Raw genomic sequence first — 22437 nt, 5'->3', positions numbered from 1 at the left:
CGAACAGGGCACCTTTGCGGGCGCCGCGGTCACGGGAGATTCACGCTTTCCCCACCCGGCACGGGAACTTTCCGCGGAACCATCCGTACGGGTAGTCTTATTCGAACTCAACTCCCGCCCCTCATGCGGCAGTTCGAGCAGAACGCCGTCCTCGGGCAGCCCCTTGCACCCCCTTGGCGGTCTCTTGCCCCGAAACCCCCTGAGGGCCGGTGGGATTGGGACACTATGGCGGGCGTTACGCCCTATCCCCATGCAAGGGACCCCAGATGAGACTGACCGACATATCGCTGAACTGGCTGCTTCCGGGCGCCGTACTGCTCCTGGGCGTGCTGGCGGCGGTGGCGGTGCTCGCGCGCGGCAAGCGGTCCGAAGGGAAGACGAACACGGACGACTCGTGGGAGCGCAGCGAGGAGCGCCGCAGGCGCAAGGAGGCCGTCTACGGCACCGCCTCCTACGTCCTGCTGTTCTGCTGCGCGGCGGTCGCCGCGGCCCTCTCCTTCCACGGCCTGGTCGGCTTCGGCGAGCAGAACCTCGGCCTGACCGAAGGCTGGCAGTACCTGGTGCCGTTCGGCCTGGACGGCGCCGCGATGTTCTGCTCCGTGCTCGCGGTGCGCGAGGCCAGCCACGGTGACGCGGCGCTCGGCTCCCGGCTGCTGGTGTGGCTCTTCGCCGCTGCCGCCGCCTGGTTCAACTGGGTGCACGCGCCCCGGGGCGTCGACCACGCGGGCGCGCCCCAGTTCTTCGCCGGCATGTCGCTGTCCGCGGCGGTCCTCTTCGACCGCGCGCTGAAGCAGACCCGCCGGGCCGCCCTGCGCGAGCAGGGCCTGGTTCCGCGGCCGCTGCCGCAGATCCGTATCGTCCGCTGGCTGCGGGCCCCCCGGGAGACCTACCGCGCCTGGTCGCTGATGCTCCTGGAGAACGTGCGCAGCCTGGACGAGGCGGTCGAGGAGGTCCGCGAGGACGCCCGGCAGAAGGAGGAGAACCGGCGGCTGCGGCGCGAGCACGACCGGGTGGAGCGCGCCCAGCTCAAGGCGATCAGCCGGGGCCACCGCGGCTTTCCCGGCCGGGGCGGCCGGCAGGGCGAGGCACAGGCCCTGGAGCGCGGCTCCTCCCAGGCCGTCACGGAGCCTGCCATAGCGGCGGAACCGCTCCCGGTGCGCGCCCGGCCCTCGCTCCAGCCCGTCCGCAAGGGCGGTGACGCCATCACCGTCGACCTCACCGCGGAGGACGACACACAGGCGCTGCCGCGTCTGGACTCGCTGGAGCGCAAGCTCAAGGACCTTGAGCAGCAGTTCGGCTGACGGGCCGTACGGTCGCTGACGGACCGTGGAGGAAGGGGGCGCGGACCACGGGGTCCGGGCCCCCTCCCCGTTGTCGGGGTTGTCGGGGTCGTCGGTGTGGTCGGTGCTGCCCGCGCCGCCCCGCCGTCCGGCTCCCGTCTCCCGTCCCGGGTCAGGCAGCCCGCGCGCCCAGCTCGAACCAGACGGACTTGCCGACCTCGTGCGGGCACACGCCCCAGTCGTCCGCGAGGGACTCGACCAGCACCAGCCCCCTGCCGTTGGTGTCCTCGGCGGCGACCGGCACCCGTGGCCGCGGTCCCCGGGCCACGAAGTCCCGTACCTCCACGCGCAGTCCGTCCGGGGACACGGTGGCCGTCAGGATCGCGTCGTCGTCGGTGTGCACCAGCGCGTTGGTCACCAGTTCGCTGGTGAGCAGTTCGGCGACCTCCGACCGCTCCGGCGGCCCCCAGCGGTGCAGCAGCTCGCGCAGCGCCCGTCTGGCCTCGGGCACCGCCCGCAGATCCGCCCGGCCCAGCCGTCGTCTCAGCTGCGACGCCGCCGCCCGGTCGACCGCCCGGTCCGCCTCTCGTTCCGCCGCACGGTCCGCCTCTCCGAATGCCTCGTCCCCCGCCGTCCTCACCGGGGAGGCCCCCGCCGTCATGGGCCCGCCCCCTCGTGCCTGACTCGTCATCTCCCCCGCCCGCGTGCCGATGTCGGTTCCCCTCCAGCTCGAACACGTTCACGGGAATCCATGCCCCGTGAGGTCCGGGCCAGTCATGTCGAATCGTCAACGACCGTGTGTTCGGCCAAGTCCGGGCACTCCGGACACCGCCCCCCAGGGGTGTTCCGGACCGCCCTGCCATGGACCCGGGGCACGGCAGGTGCCCCGCCGGACGCACCCGGGATGCCCGGCCGCCCGGCCCGTGGTTCCCGGGCCGGGCCGCCGCCGCTCACGCCCGGCCGTTTCCGGCCACGCGCGGGCCCGTACGGGCACTTATGGTCGCTCAGGTGTGCGACAGCCGGGCGGCCCCACCGCGGCCGGAAGTTGGCCGGAGTACGACGCTCTCCACGGGCGTTCTCAGGGCCGCGGCACGTTGCGCAGGTTCGACCGGGCCATCTGGAGCATCCGCCCCACCCCGCCGTCGAGCACGATCTTGGACGCCGACAGGGCGAAGCCGGACACCATCTCGGCGCTGATCTTCGGCGGGATGGACAGGGCGTTGGGGTCGGTGACGACATCCACCAGCGCGGGGCCCTTGTGCTTGAACGCGTCCTTCAGGGCGCCCGCCAGCTCCTTGGGCTTCTCCACCCGGACACCGTGCGCGCCGCAGGCACGGGCCACGGCGGCGAAGTCCGGGTTCTTGTTGGTGGTGCCGTACGAGGGCAGGCCCGCGACCAGCATCTCCAGCTCCACCATGCCGAGCGAGGAGTTGTTGAACAGCACCACCTTCACCGGCAGGTCGTACTGGACCAGGGTCAGGAAGTCGCCCATCAGCATGGCGAAGCCGCCGTCCCCGGACAGCGAGACCACCTGCCGGTTCCGGTCGGTGAACTGGGCGCCGATCGCCATCGGCAGCGCGTTCGCCATGGACCCGTGCGAGAAGGAACCGATGATCCGGCGGCGCCCGTTGGGCGAGAGATAGCGGGCGCCCCACACGTTGCACATGCCGGTGTCGATGGTGAACACGGCGTCGTCGGCGGCGAGGTCGTCCAGCACCGCGGCCACGTACTCGGGATGGATCGGGACGTGCTTGTCGACCTTGCGCGTGTACGCCTTGACGACCCCCTCCAGCGCGTCCGTGTGCTTCTTGAGCATCCGGTCGAGGAACCGCCGGTTCGTCTTCTCCCGCACCCGGGGGATCAGACAGCGCAGCGTCTCCTTCACATCGCCCCACACGGCCAGGTCGAGCTTGGACCGCCGGCCGAGCACCTCGGGCCGCACGTCGACCTGCGCGATCTGCACGTCGTCGGGCAGGAACGCGTTGTACGGGAAGTCCGTGCCGAGCAGGATCAGCAGGTCGCACTCGTGGGTGGCCTCGTAGGCGGCGCCGTAGCCGAGCAGCCCGCTCATCCCGACGTCGTACGGATTGTCGTACTGGATCCACTCCTTGCCGCGCAGCGCGTGCCCCACCGGTGACTTGACCTTCCCGGCGAACTCCATCACCTCGGCGTGCGCGCCCGCCGTGCCGCTGCCGCAGAACAGGGTGACCTTGTCGGCCGCGTCGATCATCCGGACCAGCCGGTCGATCTCCGCGTCGCCGGGCCGGACGGTGGGCCGCGAGGTCACGATGGCGGTCTCGGCGGCCTTCTCGGGCGCCGGCTCGGCCGCGATGTCACCGGGCAGCGTGACGACGCTGACCCCGCTGCGGCCCACCGCGTGCTGGATGGCGGTGTCCAGCAGCCGGGGCATCTGCTTGGCGCTGGAGATCAGCTCGCTGTAGTGGCTGCACTCCTGGAACAGCCGGTCGGGATGCGTCTCCTGGAAGTACCCGAGGCCGATCTCGCTGGAGGGGATGTGCGAGGCGAGGGCGAGCACCGGGGCCATGGAGCGGTGGGCGTCGTACAGGCCGTTGATGAGGTGCAGGTTGCCGGGGCCGCAGGAACCGGCGCAGGCCGTCAGCTTCCCGGTGATCTGCGCCTCGGCACCGGCCGCGAACGCGGCGGTCTCCTCGTGGCGTACGTGGATCCAGTCGATGGCGGAGTTGCGCCGGACCGCGTCGACGACCGGGTTGAGGCTGTCCCCGACGACGCCGTACAGGCGTTTGACACCGGCACGGACGAGGATGTCGACGAACTGCTCTGCGACGTTCTGCTTGGCCATGCTCCCGGTACCCTTCGGTCTTCGGCCGACTGCGGCCGACCACTGCGGACTCCTGGGTCCATGAATTCACAGCCCCGCCGCTCACGCCTCCCAGATGGCGGCCGCGCTGCGGTCGTCCGCGTAGCCCTTGACCCGCACCTGGGCGTCCGCGAGGAACGCGGCGAGACCCGGGACGGCGGGACCGGCCCACCGCCGGGCGAGATACGCGCCCGCCTCCGCCTCGCCGCGCAGCGGCTCGGCCAGGCCGCCGGTGCACATCAGGAGGGTGTCACCCGGCCGGGCTACCCAGGCGTGGAAGCGGAAGGGCTCCGCGTGGGGCGGCCGGGACTCCTCGGCGTGCGCGGACCGCGGGTCCTGCGGGGCCGGGACACCGAGGTCCAGGGTGAACGGGCCGCCGGTCGGGGCACTCTGCCCGGACGCCTCCGCGGGCACGGACGGCTCGGGCGGCTCGGGCGGCTCGGGCGGCTGCGACGGGTGCGGGGGCTGCGGCCGTCGGTGCGGGCCCGGCTGTCCGGACGGGTCCGGTTCGTCGGTGACACGGGGCTCGATGTCCTGCCAGGCGCCGTCCCGCAGCCGGAAGAGGCCGCCCTCGCCCACCCCGAAGAAGACCCGTGTCCGGCAGTGCGGGTCGGCGGGCAGCAGCAGACAGCGCAGCGTGGCCGTGTACTCCTCCGGGGACAGGCCCTGTTCCACCGCGCGGGCGCGGAGTCTGCCCAGGCTGCGGTCGGTGAGCCGCTGGAGACCGGACTTCAGCTCACCGCGCCGGGCCGCCCGGATGTCCTCGGCCAGCCGGACGTGACTGCGGCCGACCGCCCGCGCGATCCACCGGCACACCTCGGCCGCCGCGCGGTGCGCGCCCGGTCGCGCGCGCACGCCGGTGGCCATCGCGACGAGGATCAGCGCCTGCTCGCCCGCGCCGAAGCGCGCGGTGAGCAGCGCGTCCCGGCGCGGCTCGCCCCGGTAGCGCGGCGAGTCGCCGCGGACCGAGACGGCGCGCAGCGTGCAGGCGCCGTACCGGGCGCCGTCCACCACCGTGTCCGGGACCAGGTCGTCGAGCGCGTCCGGGTCGGCGGCCGGGAGCGCGGTGGGCTCGGCGTCGTAGGTCGGCGGCCCGGACCCCACATGGGCGACGACGACCGGGCCGGGGCCCGGCGGCCCGGCGGGTGGGGGCGGGGACGCGACCGGTGGGGCCTCCCAGGGGGCCCGCTGCCACCAGGAGGCCGGGCCGGGCTCCTGGGCGGCCGGGCCGGGCTCCGGGCCGGCGGGTGCCGCGGCGGGGCGCGGGGCCGCCGCCGGGGATCCGGTGACGGCGCCACCGCCGGATGCCGTCAGGCGCATGGTCGGCGGACCGTCCGCGAGCAGGTCCAGATACAGGTCTGATTCCGGGTCCGGTTCCGGTTCCGGGTCCGGAACCGGGCAGGCGTCCGGGTCCGGGTCCGGGCCCGCGGCCCGGTCCAGCGCCCCGGACGCCGAGGCGAAACGGTCGTCCAGGGAATCGGCCGCGGCCGTGGGACCCGTGTCCGCGGTGGAGTCGTCGTACAACTGCCGCCACCAGTCGTCCTCATGACCGGTGGGCCTTCCCCCCTGCTGGCTCATGCCCCCGATTGTTCACCGCGCGGGCCGGGGGAAAACGGGGCATCGGGAAAATCCGGCCCCGGCGGACGGCCGGAACGGTCTGCCGGGCTACGTACCGAACTCATGTACGGAAAGTGCCGCCGGGCGGTCCCACCCCCCACGGGAGAACCGCCCGGCGACGTCTGGTGGACCCGGATCCGGGTCAGGTTCCGGACGGCCGGAACCCGGTCGTCCAAGAGGTCCGCGGCCGCCGGTCGCGACGGCCGGACCGCGCCGTACGGCGAGCCGCGCGCCGGTGTGCGCGCTGAGGCGTGCGCCGGAGTGGCCGGCCGTGTCCTCGCAGGCCACCCGCGTGGGCCACCCCGGCGAGGCCGGCTGACGAGCCGCCGTCACCGGCTCCTCGGTGGTGCCACCTTGTCAGGATGACCGGGGCTACGGCGATGATGTTGGGCGGCGGGTTTGCGCCGTGGCTGTTTCCCGCCACCGCGGCACGCCGCCGGTCGGCGGCGGATGACCGGCGACAGGACCCGAAGAGCCGGAAGAGGAGGAACCGCAGCTGATGCTGGCAGCGATAGGGCTGGACGAGAGGCACGAGTCGGCGTACCGGGCGCTGGTGGCCGTGGGCGCCGCCGATGTGCCCGACCTCGCCCGGCGGCTGATGCTCGGCGAGCACGACACCGAGCGTGCCCTGCGCCGTCTGGAGCGGCACGGGCTCGCGGCCCAGTCCTCGGCCCGGCCGGGCCGCTGGGTCGCCGCCCCGCCCGGGGTGGCGCTCGGCGCCCTGCTCACCCAGCAGCGGCACGAGCTGGAGAAGGCGGAGCTGGCCGCCGCGCTGCTCGCCGAGGAGTACCGCGCGGCGGCGGCCGAGCCGTCGGTGCACGATCTGATCGAGGTGGTCACCGGCGCCTCCGCGGTCGCCCAGCGCTTCCTCCAGCTGCAACTGGGCGCGGCCGACGAGGTGTGCGCCCTGGTCACCGGCAATCCGATGGTCGTCTCCGGGATGGAGAACGACGCCGAGGAGCAGGCGGCGGGCCGCGGTGTGCGCTACCGGGTGGTGGTCGAGCGCGCGGTGCTCGACCTGCCGCACGGCATCACGGAGCTGACCGCCGCGCTGGGCCGCGACGAACGGGTGCGGGTCGTCGACGAGGTGCCGACCAAACTGGTCGTCGCGGACCGGGCGCTGGCCATGGTGCCGCTCACCTCCCGCATGGCGGAGCCCGCCGCGCTCGTCGTGCACTCCAGCGGTCTGCTGGAGCTGCTGTCGGGGCTGTTCGAGTCGGTGTGGCGGGGCGCGCTGCCGCTGCGCCTCGGCGCGTCCGGTGTCGTCGAGCAGGGCCCGCACGCCCCGGACGCCACCGACCTCCAGGTGCTGTCCCTGCTCCTGGCGGGGCTGACGGACGCGAGCGTCGCCAAACAGCTCGACCTGGGGCTGCGGACGGTGCAGCGGCGGGTGAAGCGGCTGATGGAGCTGACCGGCGTGAGCACCCGGCTGCAACTGGGCTGGCACGCCTACGAACGCGGCTGGGTGGCCCGGGAGCCGCACGACATGTGACCCGGCGGCGGGCGGCCCGTACGGCAGGCGGTCCGGCCGGGCCCGCCGCCGTACACCGTGCGCACCGGGGAGGCCGCGGTGCACCGGCCGCTGCCGAGGTGCTTGGCTGCTGCCATGACCGAATTCACCGAGGCGGAGCGCGCCTATCTGAGGACCCAGCGGCTGGGGCGGCTGGCCACCGTCGATCCGCGGGGCCAGCCGCAGGCCAACCCCGTCGGCTTCTTCCCGCAGGACGACGGCACCATCCTGATCGGCGGCCAGGCGATGGGCCGGACGAAGAAGTGGCGCAATCTGCGGCAGAACCCCAAGGTCGCCCTGGTCGTCGACGACATCGTCAGCCTCGACCCCTGGACGGTGCGCGGCGTGGACATCCGCGGCGAGGCCGAACTTCTCACCGGCCCGCACACCCTGGGGCCGCGGTTCAGCGAGGAGGTGATCCGCGTCCGTCCGCGGTGGATCCACAGCTGGGGGCTGGACGACGGCCGGGACGGCTGACCCCGGGGGCCCGGCCCGCGGCGGCGGTACGCCCTACGGCAGCGGTACGCCCTCCAGCGCGAGCAGCCGCACCTTGCGGTCCAGTCCGCCGGCGTACCCGGTGAGCGAGCCGCCGGCACCGATCACCCGGTGGCAGGGGCGCACCACGAGCAGCGGATTGGCGCCGATGGCGCCGCCGACGGCGCGCACGGCCGCCCGGGAGGCCCCGATCCGCGCGGCGATCTCGCCGTACGTCGTGGTCGTGCCGTACGGGACGGCGTCCAGCGCGGCCCACACCCGCTCCCGGAACGCGGTGCCCTCGCTGCGCAGCGGCAGGGCGAACTCCCTGAGTTCACCGGCGAAGTACGCCCGCAGCTGCTCCTCGGCCGCCCGGAACGGACCGGCGTCGTGCCGCCACCCGTCCCGCACGGTGCGTCCGCCCTTCTGGCCGGGCACGGACAGGGAGGTGAGGACGCCGTCCGCGTCGGCGGTCAGGAGCAGTTGTCCGAGCGGGCTGTCGCAGCGCGTCCAGTAGGTCGCTGCCGCCTCGGCTAGGGGGGCGCCGGGGGTCTCGATGACGGTCTCCGTGGTGGTCACGGTGGCCGCGGTGGTCATGGTGGTCGTGGTGGTCACGGTGTCTCCAAGTCGTCTGCCACCCGCAGGTGGAGCAGTGCGTACGAGCGCCAGGGGCGCCAGTGGTCGGGGGCCGGTGCGCCGGGCGGGGCCACGTCGGGGTCGCCGAGGGCGCGGGTGCGGACGGCGGCGGCCGTGGCGGCGTCCAGGCCGGGCACGGCGAGCAGCGCCCGGTGCGCCTCGTCCCGGTCGGCGCCGGGATCCAGCCGCACCGCGCCGTCGGCGAGGGCGGCGGCCAGCGCGCCGAGGGTGCCCCCGGGCTCGGCGCCCGCGAGCACGGCGGGTTCGGGGAACAGATGGGTCAGCGTGCCGCAGGGCGCGTCGAGCGCCTTGCCGTAGCGCCGCACCAGTTCCCCGGCCGCCTCCGGTCCCGTCAGTGCCCGCAGCGCCGTCTCGTCGGGGTCGGCGGAACCCGGCGACCGCAGTCCCGGCCTGGCCGCGACCAGCGGGGCCAGCCGGGGGTCGGCGCCGAGCCGTTCGTCGACGGCGTACGGATCGGCGTCGAGGTCGAACAGCCGCCGCAGCCGCTGCACGGCCGTCGTCAGGTCGCGCGGGTCGGTCAGATGCAGCCGGGCCTCCAGCCAGCCGCCCGGGTGGGCGCCCGAGGCGGTGCGCGGTCCGCCGGGGCGCTCGTCGACGGCGACGATCCCGGTGCCGTGGGGCAGCCGCAGGGTCCGCCGGTACGTTCGCCCGCCCGGCCGCCCGCTCATCTCCTCGACGCCGGGCACGGCCTCGCGGCTCAGCAGGTCGAAGACGGGTCCGGCCTGGTAGGGGCCGCGGTGGGCGAGCCGCAGCGGTATCCCGGCGGTGGGCGCGGCCGCCCGCCGGTGCCTGGTGCGGGGCGCGGCGGCCCGCAGCTCGCTCGGGGTCGCGGCGTAGACCTCCCGGATCGTGTCGTTGAACTGCCGCACGCTGGCGAACCCGGCCGCGAAGGCGATCTCGGTCACCGGCAGACCGGTGGTCTGGAGCAGCACGCGCGCGGTGTGCGCGCGCTGCGCGCGGGCGAGCGCGACCGGCCCGGCGCCCAGCTCGGCGGTGAGCTGGCGCTGCACCTGCCGTGCGCTGTAGCCGAGCCGGGCGGCGAGCCCGCCCACGCCCTCGCGGTCGATCACGCCGTCGCCGATCAGCCGCATGGCCCGGCCGACCACGTCGGCCCGTACGTTCCACGCGGCCGAGCCGGGCACCGCGTCCGGCCGGCACCGCCGACAGGCGCGGAAGCCCGCGCCCTGGGCGGCGGCGGCCGTGGCGTAGTAGCGCACATTGCGCTGTTTCGGGGTCACGGCCGGGCAGCTGGGACGGCAGTAGATCCCGGTCGTCTCGACGGCGAAGAAGAACTCTCCGTCGAACCGGCCGTCCCGGCTGCGGACCGCCTCGTACCTGGTGTCCTCGTCCATCACACCGTCCAGTGTCCGCCCCCGGGCCGACCTCGGCTGGCGGGAATCGGACACGGGCTTCGCGGCCGCTGACAGGACCCTGCCGTGGCCCCCCTCCCCGCTATCCCCAGCGCCCGCGCTTGGCCTCCATGGCGGCCCGGCCCTCCGCCCCCTTGCGCTTCCAGTCGCGGCGGATCTCCGCCCGCAGCCGCGCGTCGGTCTTGGCGACGATCCGCTGGTTCTCGCGCATCAGCTTGCGGTAGCTCTCCAGCCGCCGCTGGGGCAGTTCCCCCGAGTCGATGGCGGCCAGCACCGCGCAGCCCGGCTCGCCGAGATGAGCGCAGTCCTGGAACCGGCACCCCCCGGCCAGCTCCTCGATCTCGGCGAACACCTGTCCGACACCGCTCTCGGCGTCCCACAGGCCGACCCCGCGCAGCCCCGGCGTGTCGATCAGTACGCCGCCACCGGGCAGGGCGAGCAGATTGCGGGTGGTCGTGGTGTGCCGGCCCTTGCCGTCGATGTCGCGGGCGGCCTGCACCTCCATCACCTCCTCGCCCAGCAGCGCGTTGGCGAGGGTCGACTTGCCCGCCCCGGACTGCCCCAGCAGCACGGACGTGCCCCCGCTGACGGCGGCGAGGAGCGCGTCGAGCCCGTCCCCCGCCATCGAGCTGACCGCCAGCACCGGAACGCCGGGCGCCGCCGTCTCGACGTCCTGGACGAGGTACGACAGCGCCACCGGGTCGGGCACCAGGTCCGCCTTGGTCAGCACGACCAGCGGCTGCGCGCCCGACTCCCAGGCCAGCGCGAGGAACCGCTCGATCCGGCCGAGGTCCACCTCGACGGCCAGTGACACGGCGACGATCGCGTGGTCCACGTTGGCGGCGAGGATCTGCCCCTCGGACCGCTTGGAGGAGGTGGAGCGCAGGAACGCGGTCCGGCGCGGCAGATACGTACGGACGTAACGCGGGTTGCCGCCGGGTTCGACGGCGACCCAGTCACCGGTGCACACGACCCGCATCGGATCGTGCGGCGTCACGAACGCGGTGTCCGCGCGCAGCACACCGCCCGCGGTGACCACGTCGCACTGCCCGCGGTCGACCCGCACCACCCGCCCGGCGAGCAGCCCCTGCTCGGCGTACGGGCCGAACTCCGCCGCCCAGCCCTCGTCCCAGCCGTAGCGGACGAGCGCCGCCTCTCCCGCGGAGGAGGGAGCGGAGGAGGGAGCGGAGGAGGAAGAAGACGCGGAGGAAGAACTGGCGGAAGAAGAAGCAGAAGACGAAGAAGAAGCAGAAGACGAAGAAGAAGGCGAAGAAGAAGAATGGAGAGACAAGGGGAACCCTTCACAGGGCGGCCCCGGCCTCGCGCGGATGCGCGCGAGGAGAAAGGTCAGCCGGAGACCGCGGAGATGCAGTGGATGCTCTGGTGGTTGCGGGCAGCGCCCATCACGGAGACAGCCATGGGTCACACCTCCTGGTATCGGTCCGGTCGACAGGGGCGGCAGCCGATGGCCACCGCCCGTTGCGTCCCTCACCCTAGGGACTCGTTCCTCCCCCGCGCCACGGGATTTCCCTCAGCCGACGGCCAGCAGGACCACCAGCCCGATGAACGCGGCGAACGTGCCCGCGATGGCCCACAGCACCCAACTGGCCAGCCGCGACGGGGGCGCGGCTCCTCCTTCGGTCTCCCGCGACGGCAGCCCCGCTTGCGTACCGGCGGGGCTGTCACGCTGGAGCACATCGCCCAGGACCTGCTGCCACAGAGCGGGCGGCAGGTCGGGCACCGGATGGCCCCTCGGCTTGAGGAACGCACCGCTGAGCCAGTTGCCCAAGGCGATCCCCTGGGCGTGGTCCATTGTGTGCAGCAGCCGCTGGAGATCCTGGAAGTAGCGCACGTCCCTGGCCCATGGGGCGACGGCCCAGTGGAACACCGCCACCGCCCGCTCGGTCATCTCCACCAGGGAGATCTCCTCGGCCCCCGGGCCCTGCGGTCCGAAGTACAGGTTCTTGTCCAGCGCCTCCACGCACAGTTGGTGGTGCATCTCCTCGCGGCGCTTCTTCCAACGCCTGGGCTTGCCCAGCTCGGTCAGCAGCAGTCCCAGGGAACTCTGCGGAAGCTCCCCGAAGCGCAGTTCGTCCAGCAGGAACTCGTCGGGCTGCTCCCTCAGGGCCGACGCCAGGGTGTCGCGCCACTGATCATCACCGGGCCGGCGATCGCGCAGCACCTGGCTGAGGTAGGAGGCCCCCCGGGCGGCCGGGACGCCCGCTCCGCCCGGCGCCGGGCCGTCCCCGGGCACGGGCGGCCGGGTGGCGGCGGATCCCGGTGCGGGCGCGGGTGCGGGTGCGGGTGCGGGGCCCGGAGGGTACGTCGGGTGGTACGAGGCCGGGGGGTGGGCCTCAAAGTGTCCGGCCGCCGTCTGTCCGGGCGGACGGGTGGGAAGCGGGGGTGGCGGGGGCGACGACGGCGGCGGCGGTGCGGATCCCGGGTGCCCGGCGGGACCGGAACCCGTCGGTCCTGGCCTTGCCGGTCCGGGCCCGGCCGGACCGGGCCCGGCTTGCCCCGGCAGTGCCGTGGGCGCGCGCCCACCGACCCAGCCGGTACGGCCGAACCGGTCCGGCTCGGCAGCAGGACCGGCCGGGGCGGTCGGGGCGGCCGGGGCGGGCCGGTCGGCCTCGCCGATCGCGCCGTCTCGGGGAACCCGTCCGGTCCCGCCGCTCCTGTCGCCCCTGCCGTCCCTCTCGTCCCTGCCGTCCCTCTCGTCTCTGTCGTCCCGGGCGTTCCTCTCGGTCCGGGCGTCCGGTTCGCGTGGGTCGAGCCGTGCGGGAGGGACGGACCGGTCGGAGCGCTCCCGGCGCTCCGGGCGTTCGAAGCCTTCGGGCCATTCGGCCGGGCGGGGCCGGGCGGCCTCCTCGGGGCGTTCGCCGCCGAGGAGGCCGGACCGGGGCGCGGGGCGGGGGGCCACGAGCCGCGAGTCCAGGATGTCCCGGAGGTGGGCTCTGCGGAGGGGCCAGTCCAGGGAGCGGCCGTCGGGGAGGTCGTCGAGCAGGTGGGGGACGCCCGGGGGGCCTTCCGGGTGGGCGAGGAGGTACTTGACCAGTTGGGCGGCGGCCTCGTGGCCGAAGTGGGGGTCATCCGGCCTGCGGCCCATGACCCGGGCCAGCGGGCCCGAGCCGCCGGTGTCGGTTTCCCAGCGCGGTACGGCGGTCAGCCGCAGCGGGTGGGTGTCCGTGGTGTCGTACGTGGCGAACGTCCACTCGTGGCCGAGCCAGGAGCCGAAGAGCAGGAACAGGCCGAGATAGACCAGCGGCACGGCGGCCCGGTCCGGCCAGGCGATGGGCGTGCGCTCCTCCAGGAGCAGCGAGACCCGCTGGGTGGGATCGCGCAGCAGCTCCGCCGTGATCTGGGTGAGCGCGTGCCGGACCTCGGGCAGCCCGCCCAGCATGTCGGGCAGCCGGGCAATGGCCAGGTCGTTGAGTTCGGCGGCGTCGACCACCGACTTGTGTCCCGAGGCCCGCTCGGCCTGTTCCCGGGTGCTCCAGCCGCCGTGGGCGAGGCCCAGGCACTGGCGGGTCTTGAGGGTGCCGGGCGGACCGACCAGGACATGGCTGACCGTGCTGGGCCGGCCGCCCGGGTCGGTGGTGGGCCAGCGCTGGACAAGCATGACGTGCCCGTCGCTGGACACGGTGCGGACGACGCTCGGGCGGGCCGCCGCGCCGGACATCCACAGCAGCGGGCCCAGTTCACGGCCCAGTTCGGCGGCCCGCTCGGGTGAGCAGGAACGGGCGACGGCGTTCATGCCGGTGCCCTGCCGTCCATGATTGCCGTCCCAGCGGAAGACGACCTGGTGCACCGGGTCCCGGTCCTGGAAGTCGCTCACTGATCGTCCCCTCCGGCCGGTCCTCCGGCTCCCGCGGATCGTGCTCTCCGCCGCTGCCCGGGTACGGTCTCGAACCCGGGTGTCTCCCCCACCGCGAGCGCCTCCGCGCCCCCGGGCACCTCGATCAGCCCGTGCATCGCCAGCAGCGCGAGCAGCGGTTCCAGCACCCGCCGGGGTCCCGTGCCCGCCGGGTAGCGGCCGCGGTCCTCCTGGCCGCCGGTGGCGGAGGCGATGTGCAGGGTGCAGCGGCGCATCGTGTCGAAGGGCCGCAGCCACGCCTGGCCCGCGTACCGGCGCAGCAGGCTGTGCACGTCCCGGCTCTCCGCGCGGACCAGCGCGGGGTCCAGGGCGGTGGCGGGCGGGCGGGTCAGCCAGCGGTCGACGGGCGGCTGGAACCGCAGCAGGTCGGCCTTGCCGAGCACCATGGCGGCCGGGACGTCGAGGTACGGGCCGTTCTTCGGCAGCCGGTCCAGGACGGTGCCGAAGGCGAGGTCGCCGTCGCGGTTCACCTCCACCCCCCAGCGCTGCCTGGCGTGGTCCAGCGTGGGCAGCGGCAGCGCCAGTGCCGGGTCCACGACGAAGACCAGGGCGTCGACGCCGAGCAGGAACCGCAGGGCCGAGTCGGTCCGCACCAGGTCCTCGCCGCCGAGGTCGAAGAAGGCGACGGGACGCACCTGGCCGCGGGCGTCGGTGATCAGCAGGGACTCCACGAAGCGGGCGAAGTCGTCCAGGCCGAGGGCTGCGGTGTGGTCCAGCACGTTGCCGTTGCGCAGCGGCTGCACGCGTTCGCGGACGAAGCGGGCGTGCTGTTCCGGGTTGACCGACTGCCAGGTCAGGCCGAACGGCTCCAGGCCGCCGTCGGTGATCGCGGCGATCATCTGGGTGAGCAGATGGCTCTTGCCGGTCGAGGACTGCCCGACCATCGCGACGGTCAGCGGCCGGCCGTTCATCAGGTACGGGACCGGGATGACGTGTTCGGGGAAGTCCTGGTCGGCCGTGCACTTCTGGACCGCGCCGCGCATGATGTCGTCGCGCACGACCGGGTTGGTGATGCCGGAGACGTCCAGCGGCTTGCGGTACTGCATCTTGTTGTCGGCCACGAACAGCTTGGTCAGGTCGAGCTGGATGGTCTGGAGGCAGTAGGGGCACAGGACTTCGCCGGTGCCGCGCCCGGCGTCCGGGCCGCTGTCCTCGTGGGGGCGGGCGAGCGGGGCCTGCCGCTTGAGGCGCAGCGCCTCCTCGAACGCCTCCCGGTGCGGGCGTGTCTCGTCGGCGGGCACGAGGAGCCGGAGGCGGTCGACCTCTCCCGGCCGCAGCACGTCGAGCACCTGCGCGGGTGTCGGCCGGCCGCCCGCGCGCGGGGCGAAGGCGGCGCGGAACGTCCTGTCGAGCACCCGGTGTTCGCCGAGGTCGGCGGGCGGCCCCTCGGCCGGTCCGTCCCGTCCGGTCACCAGCCGGTAGAGCAGCTGTGCCGCGCTCCACACCGCGTCCCGCGAGTCCACCGTGCCCTCGCCGAGGCGCTGTTCGGGCGAGGCGTACGGTGCCGCGCCCCACGGGGCCCGCTGCCGTCCCGCCCGTTCGACCGCGTCCAGGCCCCAGAGCTGGAGTTCGCGGCTGTTCCACAGGACCGTCTCCGGAGAGATCCCGCGCGGCACCAGGCCCTGCCCGTCCAGCAGGACCAGGGCCCGCATCAGGGCCCTGGTGAAGTCCTGCTGTTCGCTCGCGGGGATCACCTGGGTCAGCGCCACGCGTTTCCCGCGCGGCGGGGCGTACAGCAGGAAGGGCTCCGCCGTGTCCAGTTCGTACCCGACGACCTGGGGGAACAGCGATTCGCAGCCGGTCCCGGCGAACGCGCGGTGCAGGTGCAGCGCGGTGCCGGTCTCGTTCTCCAGCAGGGTGCGGGTGGCCGGGTTGGCGGCGCCGGGGGCGGCCAGGCGCACCTGGACGCACCGCTCCGCCCTGTCGTCCAGGATGCAGTTGCGGATCAGCGGGGGCAGCAGCCGGTCCCGGCGGGCCTCGGGGCCGAAGCGGGCGGGAGTGCTGCGGCGCCGCCCCTCGGGGGTGGTGAACGCGAGCTTCACGGGCGGCGGCCCGCCCTGTCCCGCTCCGGTGGGGCGCGTGGTGCTCGTCACCGGCGGTCCTCTCCTTCGTACCCGTACCCGTCGGTGCCGTACCCGCCGGTCCCGTACTCGCCGGTGCCGTACTCGCCGCCGTACCCGCCGGTGCCGTACTGGCCGCCATCGTGCTCGTACGACGACTCCGCCTCGTACGACGGCCGTGTCCCGTACGGTTCGGGCGTGCCGTGCTGGGAGCGGACGCTGTCCACCACGTCCGCCCGCAGCGGGGTCAGCCGGACCAGGCCGGCGTACCGTCCCGACGACGTCCACAGCACGTTCACGGGCTGGCCGGAGCCGTCCGCCTCCCAGGCCCGCTCGATCTCGGTGCGCACCGCCCGCGGCGCGAACCTGATCCACACCCCCGCCCCCGGGTCCCGGTTGAGCAGGGCGCCCTGCTCGGGCGAGGACAGCTGGACCACGGCCTGCCGGTCCGCCTCCGCGCCGACCAGCCGCGCGGGCCGGTACGGGTCGGTGCCGAGCAGCCCGGCCGAACCGGGGCGGGCCCGGCGCGGCGCGGCGAACGGCGGCGCGGCCAGGACGCCGTTGCGGCCGAGGTGGTACCGGGCCGCGGACAGCAGCAGCCGGACCCGTTCCTCGGTGCGGCCGACGGCGGAGGTGCCGCCCTGGTCGTGCGTGACCGAGCCCCAGTAGGGGGCCAGCGCCTCCAGGGCGGCGTCCGTCAGGTCCCCGGCCAGGGTGGTGACCAGGTCGGGGCCGCCCTCGCCGTTCTCCCGGTCCAGCCAGCGCGGTGCCGCTTCGGTGTCCTGCGGGGCTCGCGCCTCCCCGGCCCGGCCGTCCGCCGGGCCCGCGTCCCCTGAGCCGTCCGCCGCCGGTTCCCCCTCGGGGTCGTCGAAGGGGTCGCTCCCGGCGGCGTACATGCGCGTCCAGTCGGCTTCCTCGTCGTCGTACCCGCCGGTGTCCTTCAGCGTGGAGGGCTCGTCGATCCAGCCGTCCTCGGCGGCCACGTCGCCGGTGGTGCGCGTGGCGCCGCCGTCCGGGGCGCGCCGCTCGTCGGGCCGTGCCTCGGCCTCGGTCTCGGCGGCGGCGGCCGTCGCCCGCAGCACCCCGGCCACGGACCGGGCCGCGTCCGCGCAGTACAGGCGCTCCTCGACGGCCCAGTGCTCACGGACCGCCTCCGCCAGCAGCGCGTCGAGGCTGTCCAGGGAGCGCCGCAGTACGGCGGTCACCCGGCCGGGGCCCCAGGCGTCGGCCGCCGCCCGCCACAGCCTGCGCGCCGTCTCCGCCGCGAGGGCGAGCCCCAGCAGCAGCCCGATGGTGCCCAGCCAGACCGGCGGCTCGGTCGCGTACGCCGCGCCCGCGGCGGCCACCGCGCCGCCGAGCGCCGCGACCCGGGGCGCCACGGCCCAGCGGCCACGGCGGCCCGAGCCCCGCAGCCGGGACGTGCCGAGCGCCGCCACGGCGGCGAACAGCGCCGGTACGGCCAGCGCCAGCGGGAGGAACGGCCAGCACCACAGGGCGCCGAGCACCCCGGCCCCGGCGGCGGCGAGACCGGCCAGGGGCGGTACGGGGATGGCCGCGGCGGCCCCGGACGGGTCACCTGGGGGCCGGCCCGGCGGCTGTGGAAGGGCGGCGAGCTTCGGCAGCAGCGCCGAACCCGGCAGCGGCTCCACGCGTCCGGCCAGGCCGGTGAAGCGCTGCGCCACCGCGCGCAGGGAGAAGCCCTGCTCCAGCAGTCTGACCGCGAAGTCCTTCAGGCCCGCGCCGATGGCCTGGCGCGCCTGGTCGGCCTGTTCGGCGGCGCCCCGCGCGGCCGGCACCCGCAGGCCGAGGGCGGCGAACCGGGCGGTGGAGTCGGCGGTGGACCGCGCCGACCCGCCGCCGCTGCGCAGGGCCGTGTCCACCAGCTCGCGGTACTCGCCGAGGGCCTGGCGCGCCTGTTCGACGTCGGCCTCGAAGGAGGCGCGGCGCGCGGGCCGCAGCAGTCCGGGGACGCTCCCCAGCCCGGCCAGGGCCTCCTCGGCGTGGTCGAGGGCGTCCGCGCAGGCGCGGTGCGCCTCGTCGGCGACCCCGCCGCGGGTCCGGTGCGGCTGGTCCCGGCCGCCCCGGGCCGTGACCAGGTCGCGCAGCGCCACGGGCAGGTCGACGCCGGAGGAGGCGGCCGCCATGACGTCCGTGGGCAGTTCGGTGTCCTCGCCCGCGAACCGGGTGAGCGCGGCGCGCCAGGCCCGGTCGCGCACCTCCGGCGGCAGGTCCTGCTCCAGCAGCCGTACGCCGGGCGCGGCGGCGGCCTCGGGCAGCGAGTGGATCCTCTCCAGCACCTCGTCGTAGAGGTCCGGCACCGACAGCACGTCCACCAGGACCGCGAGGGCCTCCGGGTCGTCCGGCGCGGGGTGTTCCAGCGCGGTGCGGGCGGAGCGCAGGTCACCGGCCCAGAGCAGGCCGGTGTTCGGGGAGCGCAGCGCGGCCGGCCGGCGCAGTCGGCGGTCGGGCTGGAACGCCTCGTCGTCACGGGCGTACGAGCCCGGGGCGCTGCCCACCAGCAGCACCAGCAGGCTGACCTCGCCCACGGCCGGATAGCCGACGAGCAGCTTGTACTGCTTCTGGTGGTCGATGAGTCCGGCCGGGGTGTCGACCACCAGGAATCTGGGGCTGTCGGGTTCCGGCCGTCCGGCCCGGCCCAGCTGCCGGGCGACCCGGGCCCGCAGCGCCGCCGCGTTGTCCAGTTCGGCGGCCCCGGCGCGCAGGTCCAGGTGGATGATCTCGCACGGGTCCTCGGGGACGCCGGAGGTGCCAGGAGTGCTCACTGGGCGTCACCGTCCCAGGGGTTGGGGCGGCCACGGTCGCGGGCCCGGTCCCCGTCGTCGGCGTACGCCCCCGGGTCGGCGGGTTCGTCCCACGGCGCCCGGCGGAGACGGACATCCGCGTCTGCGGGATCGTCCCGGTCCCGGCGGCGGTCGTCCGTGCGGTACTCGTCAGTGCGGTACTCGTCCGCACGGCGGTCGTCCGTGCGGCGGTCGTCGGTGCGGTACCCGCCCTCGGGGCGGTCGTCGGTGCGCCGGTCGTCCTCGGCGGGGCGGCGGGTACCGGTCTCGGGTTTGCCGAAGGAGAGGCGGTCGCCGCTCCGGTCGCGGTCGCCGCTCTCGGGCGGGTCGTACTCTCCGCGGCGCCGTTCGTCCTCGCTGCCGCGCCGTTCGTACGTGTCGTGCGTGCCGTACGCACCGTGCGTGCTGCGGGCGCGGTCGTCCCGCTCGTCGCGGCGCCGGTCGGAGGCGTACCGGTCACTCTCGTACCGGTCGCCCTCGTACCGGTCCTCGCGGACCGGCGCCGGGTCGCGGTGTGCGGCGCGGGGGCCGCCGCCGTCGCGGCCCGCGGTGCCGTAGTCGTCGGTCGGTTCGGCCCACACGTCCCGGGTGTTCCGGGTGTCCCGGGCTTCCCAGGTGTCTCCGACGGCTTCCTCGCGCTCGGCGCGCCGGGTGACGGGTGCCGTGCCGAAGTCGTCGTCCTCGGGCACCGCGCGGCGCGGCGCGGGGAGGGCGTCCCGGTCCTGGCGGGAGCGGGCGGGCAGCCCGCCGCGTACGTGCTCCAGCAGGGTGCGCAGGGTCGGCTGGACGGCGCGCTGGTCGCCGAACTCCTTGTCCAGGGCGGCCGGAAGGGTCTCCGCCCAGAACTCCCAGAGCGGCCGCACCCAGCCCTCGACGCGTTCGCCGCCGCGCTCACGGCGGTCCGCCAGCAGTTCGAGCTGGCGCGGGGCGATCTTCTCGACCAGGTCGACGAAGAGGGGGTGGGGTTCGCTGCCCGTGCGGGCCAGGCCGAGCGGCTGGGCGCCCATCAGCTCGCGGCAGTAGTCCTCCACGGTCGACTCGTCGTCCAGGACGGTCCAGCGCTCGTAGGAGCGCAGCAGTTCCGCCCAGCTCGACACGCCGCCGGGGAAGTCGCCGAGGCGCAGCCGGACGCCGGGCACGTCCGGGGCCTTCTCGGGGAACAGGCGCAGCCTGACCCGCTGTGGCGAGGCCGGTTCCCCCTCCAGTACGTCGACCTGGCCGTTCCACAGGCAGCACAGCAGCCGGTGCAGGATGGTGCGCCGGTCCTCCTCGGCGCTGACCATCCAGGTGTCGCGGAAGCCGAGCCGCTGGCGCCACCGCAGGACGTCCTGGGCCTGCTCGTTCTCCTTGGCGCGGGCCCACTGGCGCAGCACCTTGCGGGCCTCGGGCACCTGGGTGAGGCTCATCTCGCTGCGGAAGAGGACGACGGTGACGGAGTCGCTCTCCACGCCCCGGTACTCCACGGAGTTCTTGGCGTCCGAGGGCAGCCGCAGCGTCTTGCCGAGGAACTCCTGCACCTCGTCCACGGCCGTCACCCGGGGGTGGGTGACCAGGACCCGCAGCGGTCCGGTGCCCTCCGGGGCGAAGCCCACCGGCAGCAGCCCGGCCAGCTTGCGGCCGAACATGTCGAGCGCGTCCTTGCTGACCTGGTCGCGGGCGTCGGTGTCGCCCGCCGCCGCGGCCAGCAGGGTGCCCATGGCCGGGAGCAGCGGACGTTCCTCCAGATGGGTGCCGCTCTCGGCGAACAGCCGGGTGACCCGGCCCTCCAGCTGGCTCTTGATCCGGGCGACGGCGCCCTCCGGGTCGCGGCGGCTGACGGTGTGCACCTGGCGCCAGGTGTCGCCGTCGATCAGCTTGAGCAGCAGCGTGGAGACGTGGTCCTGATCGCGCAGTCCCTCGCGGCGCAGCAGCCGGTCGACCACGTCGTCGTAGAAGTGGTTGAGGTTGCGCTGCGGCGGCAGCAGGTAGGAGATGCCGGTGCGGTCGTCGTAGAGTTCGCGGCCCTTCTGCTGGGCCGCCTTGGGCTCCTGGTCGCTGTGCCGCCGGAAGGCCCGGACCAGGCGGTCGAGGTCGACGCCCGCCACGTCGGCCTGCGGCTGCCAGTGCTGCTGCTGGTCGCGCCAGGCCTCGTGCCAGATGGAGCGGCAGCGCCACTGGTACCAGGTGTTCTGCTCCTGGAGGGCGGCCTGTACGTCGTCGTCGCCCCAGCGCGCGGGCGCGAGTCCGCCCAACTGGCCCTTGATGCGCGGGATCTTGGGGGGTTGCTCGGTGACGCCCGGCGGGCGCTGCGGGGCGCGGGCGCGGTTGTCCAGCATGCCGAGGAAGCCGAGCCGGGTGATCTGCTCGTCGCTGTCGGGCACGCCCCTGACGACGCGTTCGACGAGGAACGGGTCGGCGCTCTGGAGGAGTTTGTCGATGGCGGGGCGCGGGGAGAAGCGGTCGGCCATCACGGCGGCCTGCCGGCCGGCCTCGGCGCGCAGGTCGGACAGCAGGGCCTGCATGTCGGCGACGCGCTGGCCGAGGGCCTGTTCTATGTTCCGGCCGCCGCGGGGCAGCGGTTCGGGTTCGGGCACGGGCAACTGGCGTCGTTCCCACAGCTCTTCGAGGTGGGAGTCCGCGAAGAGCCGGCGGATCATCGGGGCGGCGCCCTCGCGCAGTTCGACGCGCGGGCGTTCCACCAGGTGCGTGACGGCCTCGCGCAGCATGCGTCCGGCCACGAGGTCGGCGAGCTGGTCCATGGGGGCGGTCATGGCGGCGACCAGGCTGGTGGACACGCCCCGCCTGCCGATGCCGGTGGGTGAGATGGAACTGCGGGCCACACCGCGGTTGATGAAGCTGGCGGCGAAGGTCTGGTAGTCGTCGTCGGTGGCCATCTTGCGGCCCTGGGTGCCGCGGCCGTCGCCCAGTTCGGTGCCGATCAGCGACATCACCAGGGAGACGATGGAGCGGCGCAGGTCGTCGGCGCGGATCCCGGCGGTGGGGCTGAAGAGGAACGCGGTGGGCAGGATGCCGGTGCGCAGCCGGATCGGCGTGGTGCCCGGGTAGCGGATGCCGAACTTGGCCTCGTGGTCGAGGTCGCCGATCTCGGCGCGTTCGCTCGGCGCGTTCTGCTGGTCCACCAGGCGGAACAGGTCGACCAGGGCGCGGGCGGCGTTGAGTTCGGCCTCGCGGCCGCCGCCGGTGGCGGCGGAGAACGAGGACGGCATCACCACGAGCGGGTAGATCTTCACGCCGTCGAAGCGGCGTAGCTGGAAGGCGTAGTTGATGAGGTGGAGGTAGTCGAGGAAGATCCCGGCGCCGGTGCCGCCGGCCACCGAGAAGGCGACGAAGACGTCACAGCCGTTGACCTTGCCGCCGCCCAGCTCGCTGAGGTCGCCCGCCGCCTTGGCCATGGCGTCGATCGCCTGGAGCAGGGGTTCGAGGACCGGGGCGAGGCTGTGGCGCAGGGTGGCGAAGAGGGCGGCGCGGCCCACGGTGGGCAGTTGGCCGGCGCCGTTGTGCAGCGGGGTGACCTCGGGTTCGCCGATGATCGGCGGGAGCCAGCCGGCCACCTCCTCGCGCAGGCTGGCCCGGAGCATCTTGGTCACCTCGGGCGAGCTGTCGAAGTTGGGCAGCAGGTTGTGGGTGGCCCGTGAGGTGCGGGAGTAGGCGGCGCGCAGCGACGGGTCGACATTGAACTGCGGCAGTCGCTGGAGGTCCGACTCGCTGTAGTCGGCGTACACGAACTGGAGGCAGTCGGGCAGTTGGAAGGGGGCGTGGCCGCTGAGCCGGCTGAGCGCCATGCCGTCGGGGCCGCACAGTTCGACGCGGAGCCGGCGTTCCAGTTCGGCGCCGACCAGTCCGCCGGTGCCGCCCAGGCCGACGAAGAGCATCGGCTGGAAGATCTTCATGGTTTCCTCCCCGCTCGCGGCCGGGCCGGCCGCGGTTCGTGCTCGGTGCGTTCGTGGATGGCGTG

General features: G+C 74.6%; 13 protein-coding genes. 3 read left to right on the top strand and 10 right to left on the bottom strand.

Features of this window, described 5'->3' with window-relative positions; genetic code table 11:
* Positions 1–266 precede the first annotated feature (266 nt).
* The gene (locus tag ACWDYF_RS00145; RefSeq protein WP_018571568.1) at positions 267–1301 is read left to right on the top strand and encodes a DUF2637 domain-containing protein; all 1035 of its coding nucleotides are present in this window, start codon (positions 267–269) and stop codon (positions 1299–1301) included.
* Positions 1302–1452: 151 nt separating this feature from the next.
* Here the strand turns inward: ACWDYF_RS00145 and ACWDYF_RS00140 are convergent, their stop codons facing one another.
* From ACWDYF_RS00140 to ACWDYF_RS00130, 3 genes are all read right to left on the bottom strand, one after another.
* Positions 1453–1941, bottom strand: a complete 489-nt coding sequence (locus ACWDYF_RS00140; RefSeq protein ID WP_381739902.1) for an ATP-binding protein — start codon at positions 1939–1941, stop codon at positions 1453–1455.
* A gap of 417 nt (positions 1942–2358) precedes the next feature.
* A complete protein-coding gene (locus tag ACWDYF_RS00135) occupies positions 2359–4101 on the bottom strand; it encodes a pyruvate dehydrogenase (RefSeq protein ID WP_018571566.1) in 1743 nt (580 codons plus the stop codon).
* Between the two features lie 81 nt (positions 4102–4182).
* The gene (locus ACWDYF_RS00130; RefSeq protein WP_389474327.1) at positions 4183–5697 is read right to left on the bottom strand and encodes a protein phosphatase 2C domain-containing protein; all 1515 of its coding nucleotides are present in this window, start codon (positions 5695–5697) and stop codon (positions 4183–4185) included.
* A 538-nt stretch (positions 5698–6235) separates the two neighbouring features.
* Here ACWDYF_RS00130 and ACWDYF_RS00125 point away from each other — a divergent pair.
* Entirely contained in the window at positions 6236–7228 is a 993-nt protein-coding gene (locus tag ACWDYF_RS00125) for a helix-turn-helix transcriptional regulator (RefSeq protein ID WP_018571564.1), read from the top strand.
* A 114-nt stretch (positions 7229–7342) separates the two neighbouring features.
* Positions 7343–7723: a PPOX class F420-dependent oxidoreductase gene (locus ACWDYF_RS00120; RefSeq protein ID WP_389474330.1), complete on the top strand. Its 381-nt coding sequence runs from the start codon at positions 7343–7345 to the stop codon at positions 7721–7723.
* A gap of 33 nt (positions 7724–7756) precedes the next feature.
* Here the strand turns inward: ACWDYF_RS00120 and ACWDYF_RS00115 are convergent, their stop codons facing one another.
* The 7 genes from ACWDYF_RS00115 to ACWDYF_RS00085 form a co-directional block, all read right to left on the bottom strand.
* Positions 7757–8317 carry a methylated-DNA--[protein]-cysteine S-methyltransferase gene (locus ACWDYF_RS00115; protein WP_389474368.1) on the bottom strand — a complete coding sequence of 187 codons (561 nt, stop codon included), beginning with the start codon at positions 8315–8317 and terminating at the stop codon, positions 7757–7759.
* Between the two features lie 14 nt (positions 8318–8331).
* Positions 8332–9729: a bifunctional transcriptional activator/DNA repair enzyme AdaA gene (locus tag ACWDYF_RS00110; protein WP_381740345.1), complete on the bottom strand. Its 1398-nt coding sequence runs from the start codon at positions 9727–9729 to the stop codon at positions 8332–8334.
* 100 nt (positions 9730–9829) lie between these two features.
* The gene (gene rsgA / locus ACWDYF_RS00105) at positions 9830–11038 is read right to left on the bottom strand and encodes a ribosome small subunit-dependent GTPase A (RefSeq protein WP_389474333.1); all 1209 of its coding nucleotides are present in this window, start codon (positions 11036–11038) and stop codon (positions 9830–9832) included.
* Positions 11039–11278: 240 nt separating this feature from the next.
* Positions 11279–13582 (bottom strand): hypothetical protein, encoded by a 2304-nt coding sequence (locus ACWDYF_RS00100; RefSeq protein WP_389474336.1) that lies wholly within the window; start codon positions 13580–13582, stop codon positions 11279–11281.
* The gene (locus ACWDYF_RS00095) at positions 13579–15714 is read right to left on the bottom strand and encodes a hypothetical protein (RefSeq protein WP_389474338.1); all 2136 of its coding nucleotides are present in this window, start codon (positions 15712–15714) and stop codon (positions 13579–13581) included. Before ACWDYF_RS00095 ends, ACWDYF_RS00100 begins: the two co-directional genes overlap by 4 nt.
* Positions 15711–18464 (bottom strand): hypothetical protein, encoded by a 2754-nt coding sequence (locus ACWDYF_RS00090; RefSeq protein WP_389474340.1) that lies wholly within the window; start codon positions 18462–18464, stop codon positions 15711–15713. Before ACWDYF_RS00090 ends, ACWDYF_RS00095 begins: the two co-directional genes overlap by 4 nt.
* Positions 18461–22372, bottom strand: coding sequence for a tubulin-like doman-containing protein (locus ACWDYF_RS00085; RefSeq protein ID WP_389474342.1), 3912 nt, complete (start codon positions 22370–22372; stop codon positions 18461–18463). Before ACWDYF_RS00085 ends, ACWDYF_RS00090 begins: the two co-directional genes overlap by 4 nt.
* Positions 22373–22437 lie beyond the last annotated feature (65 nt).

The sequence above is a fragment of the Streptomyces sp. NPDC003284 genome (assembly GCF_053589675.1).
Note: the sequence above shows the minus strand (reverse complement) of the source record. Positions and strands in the feature narration are given on the sequence as shown.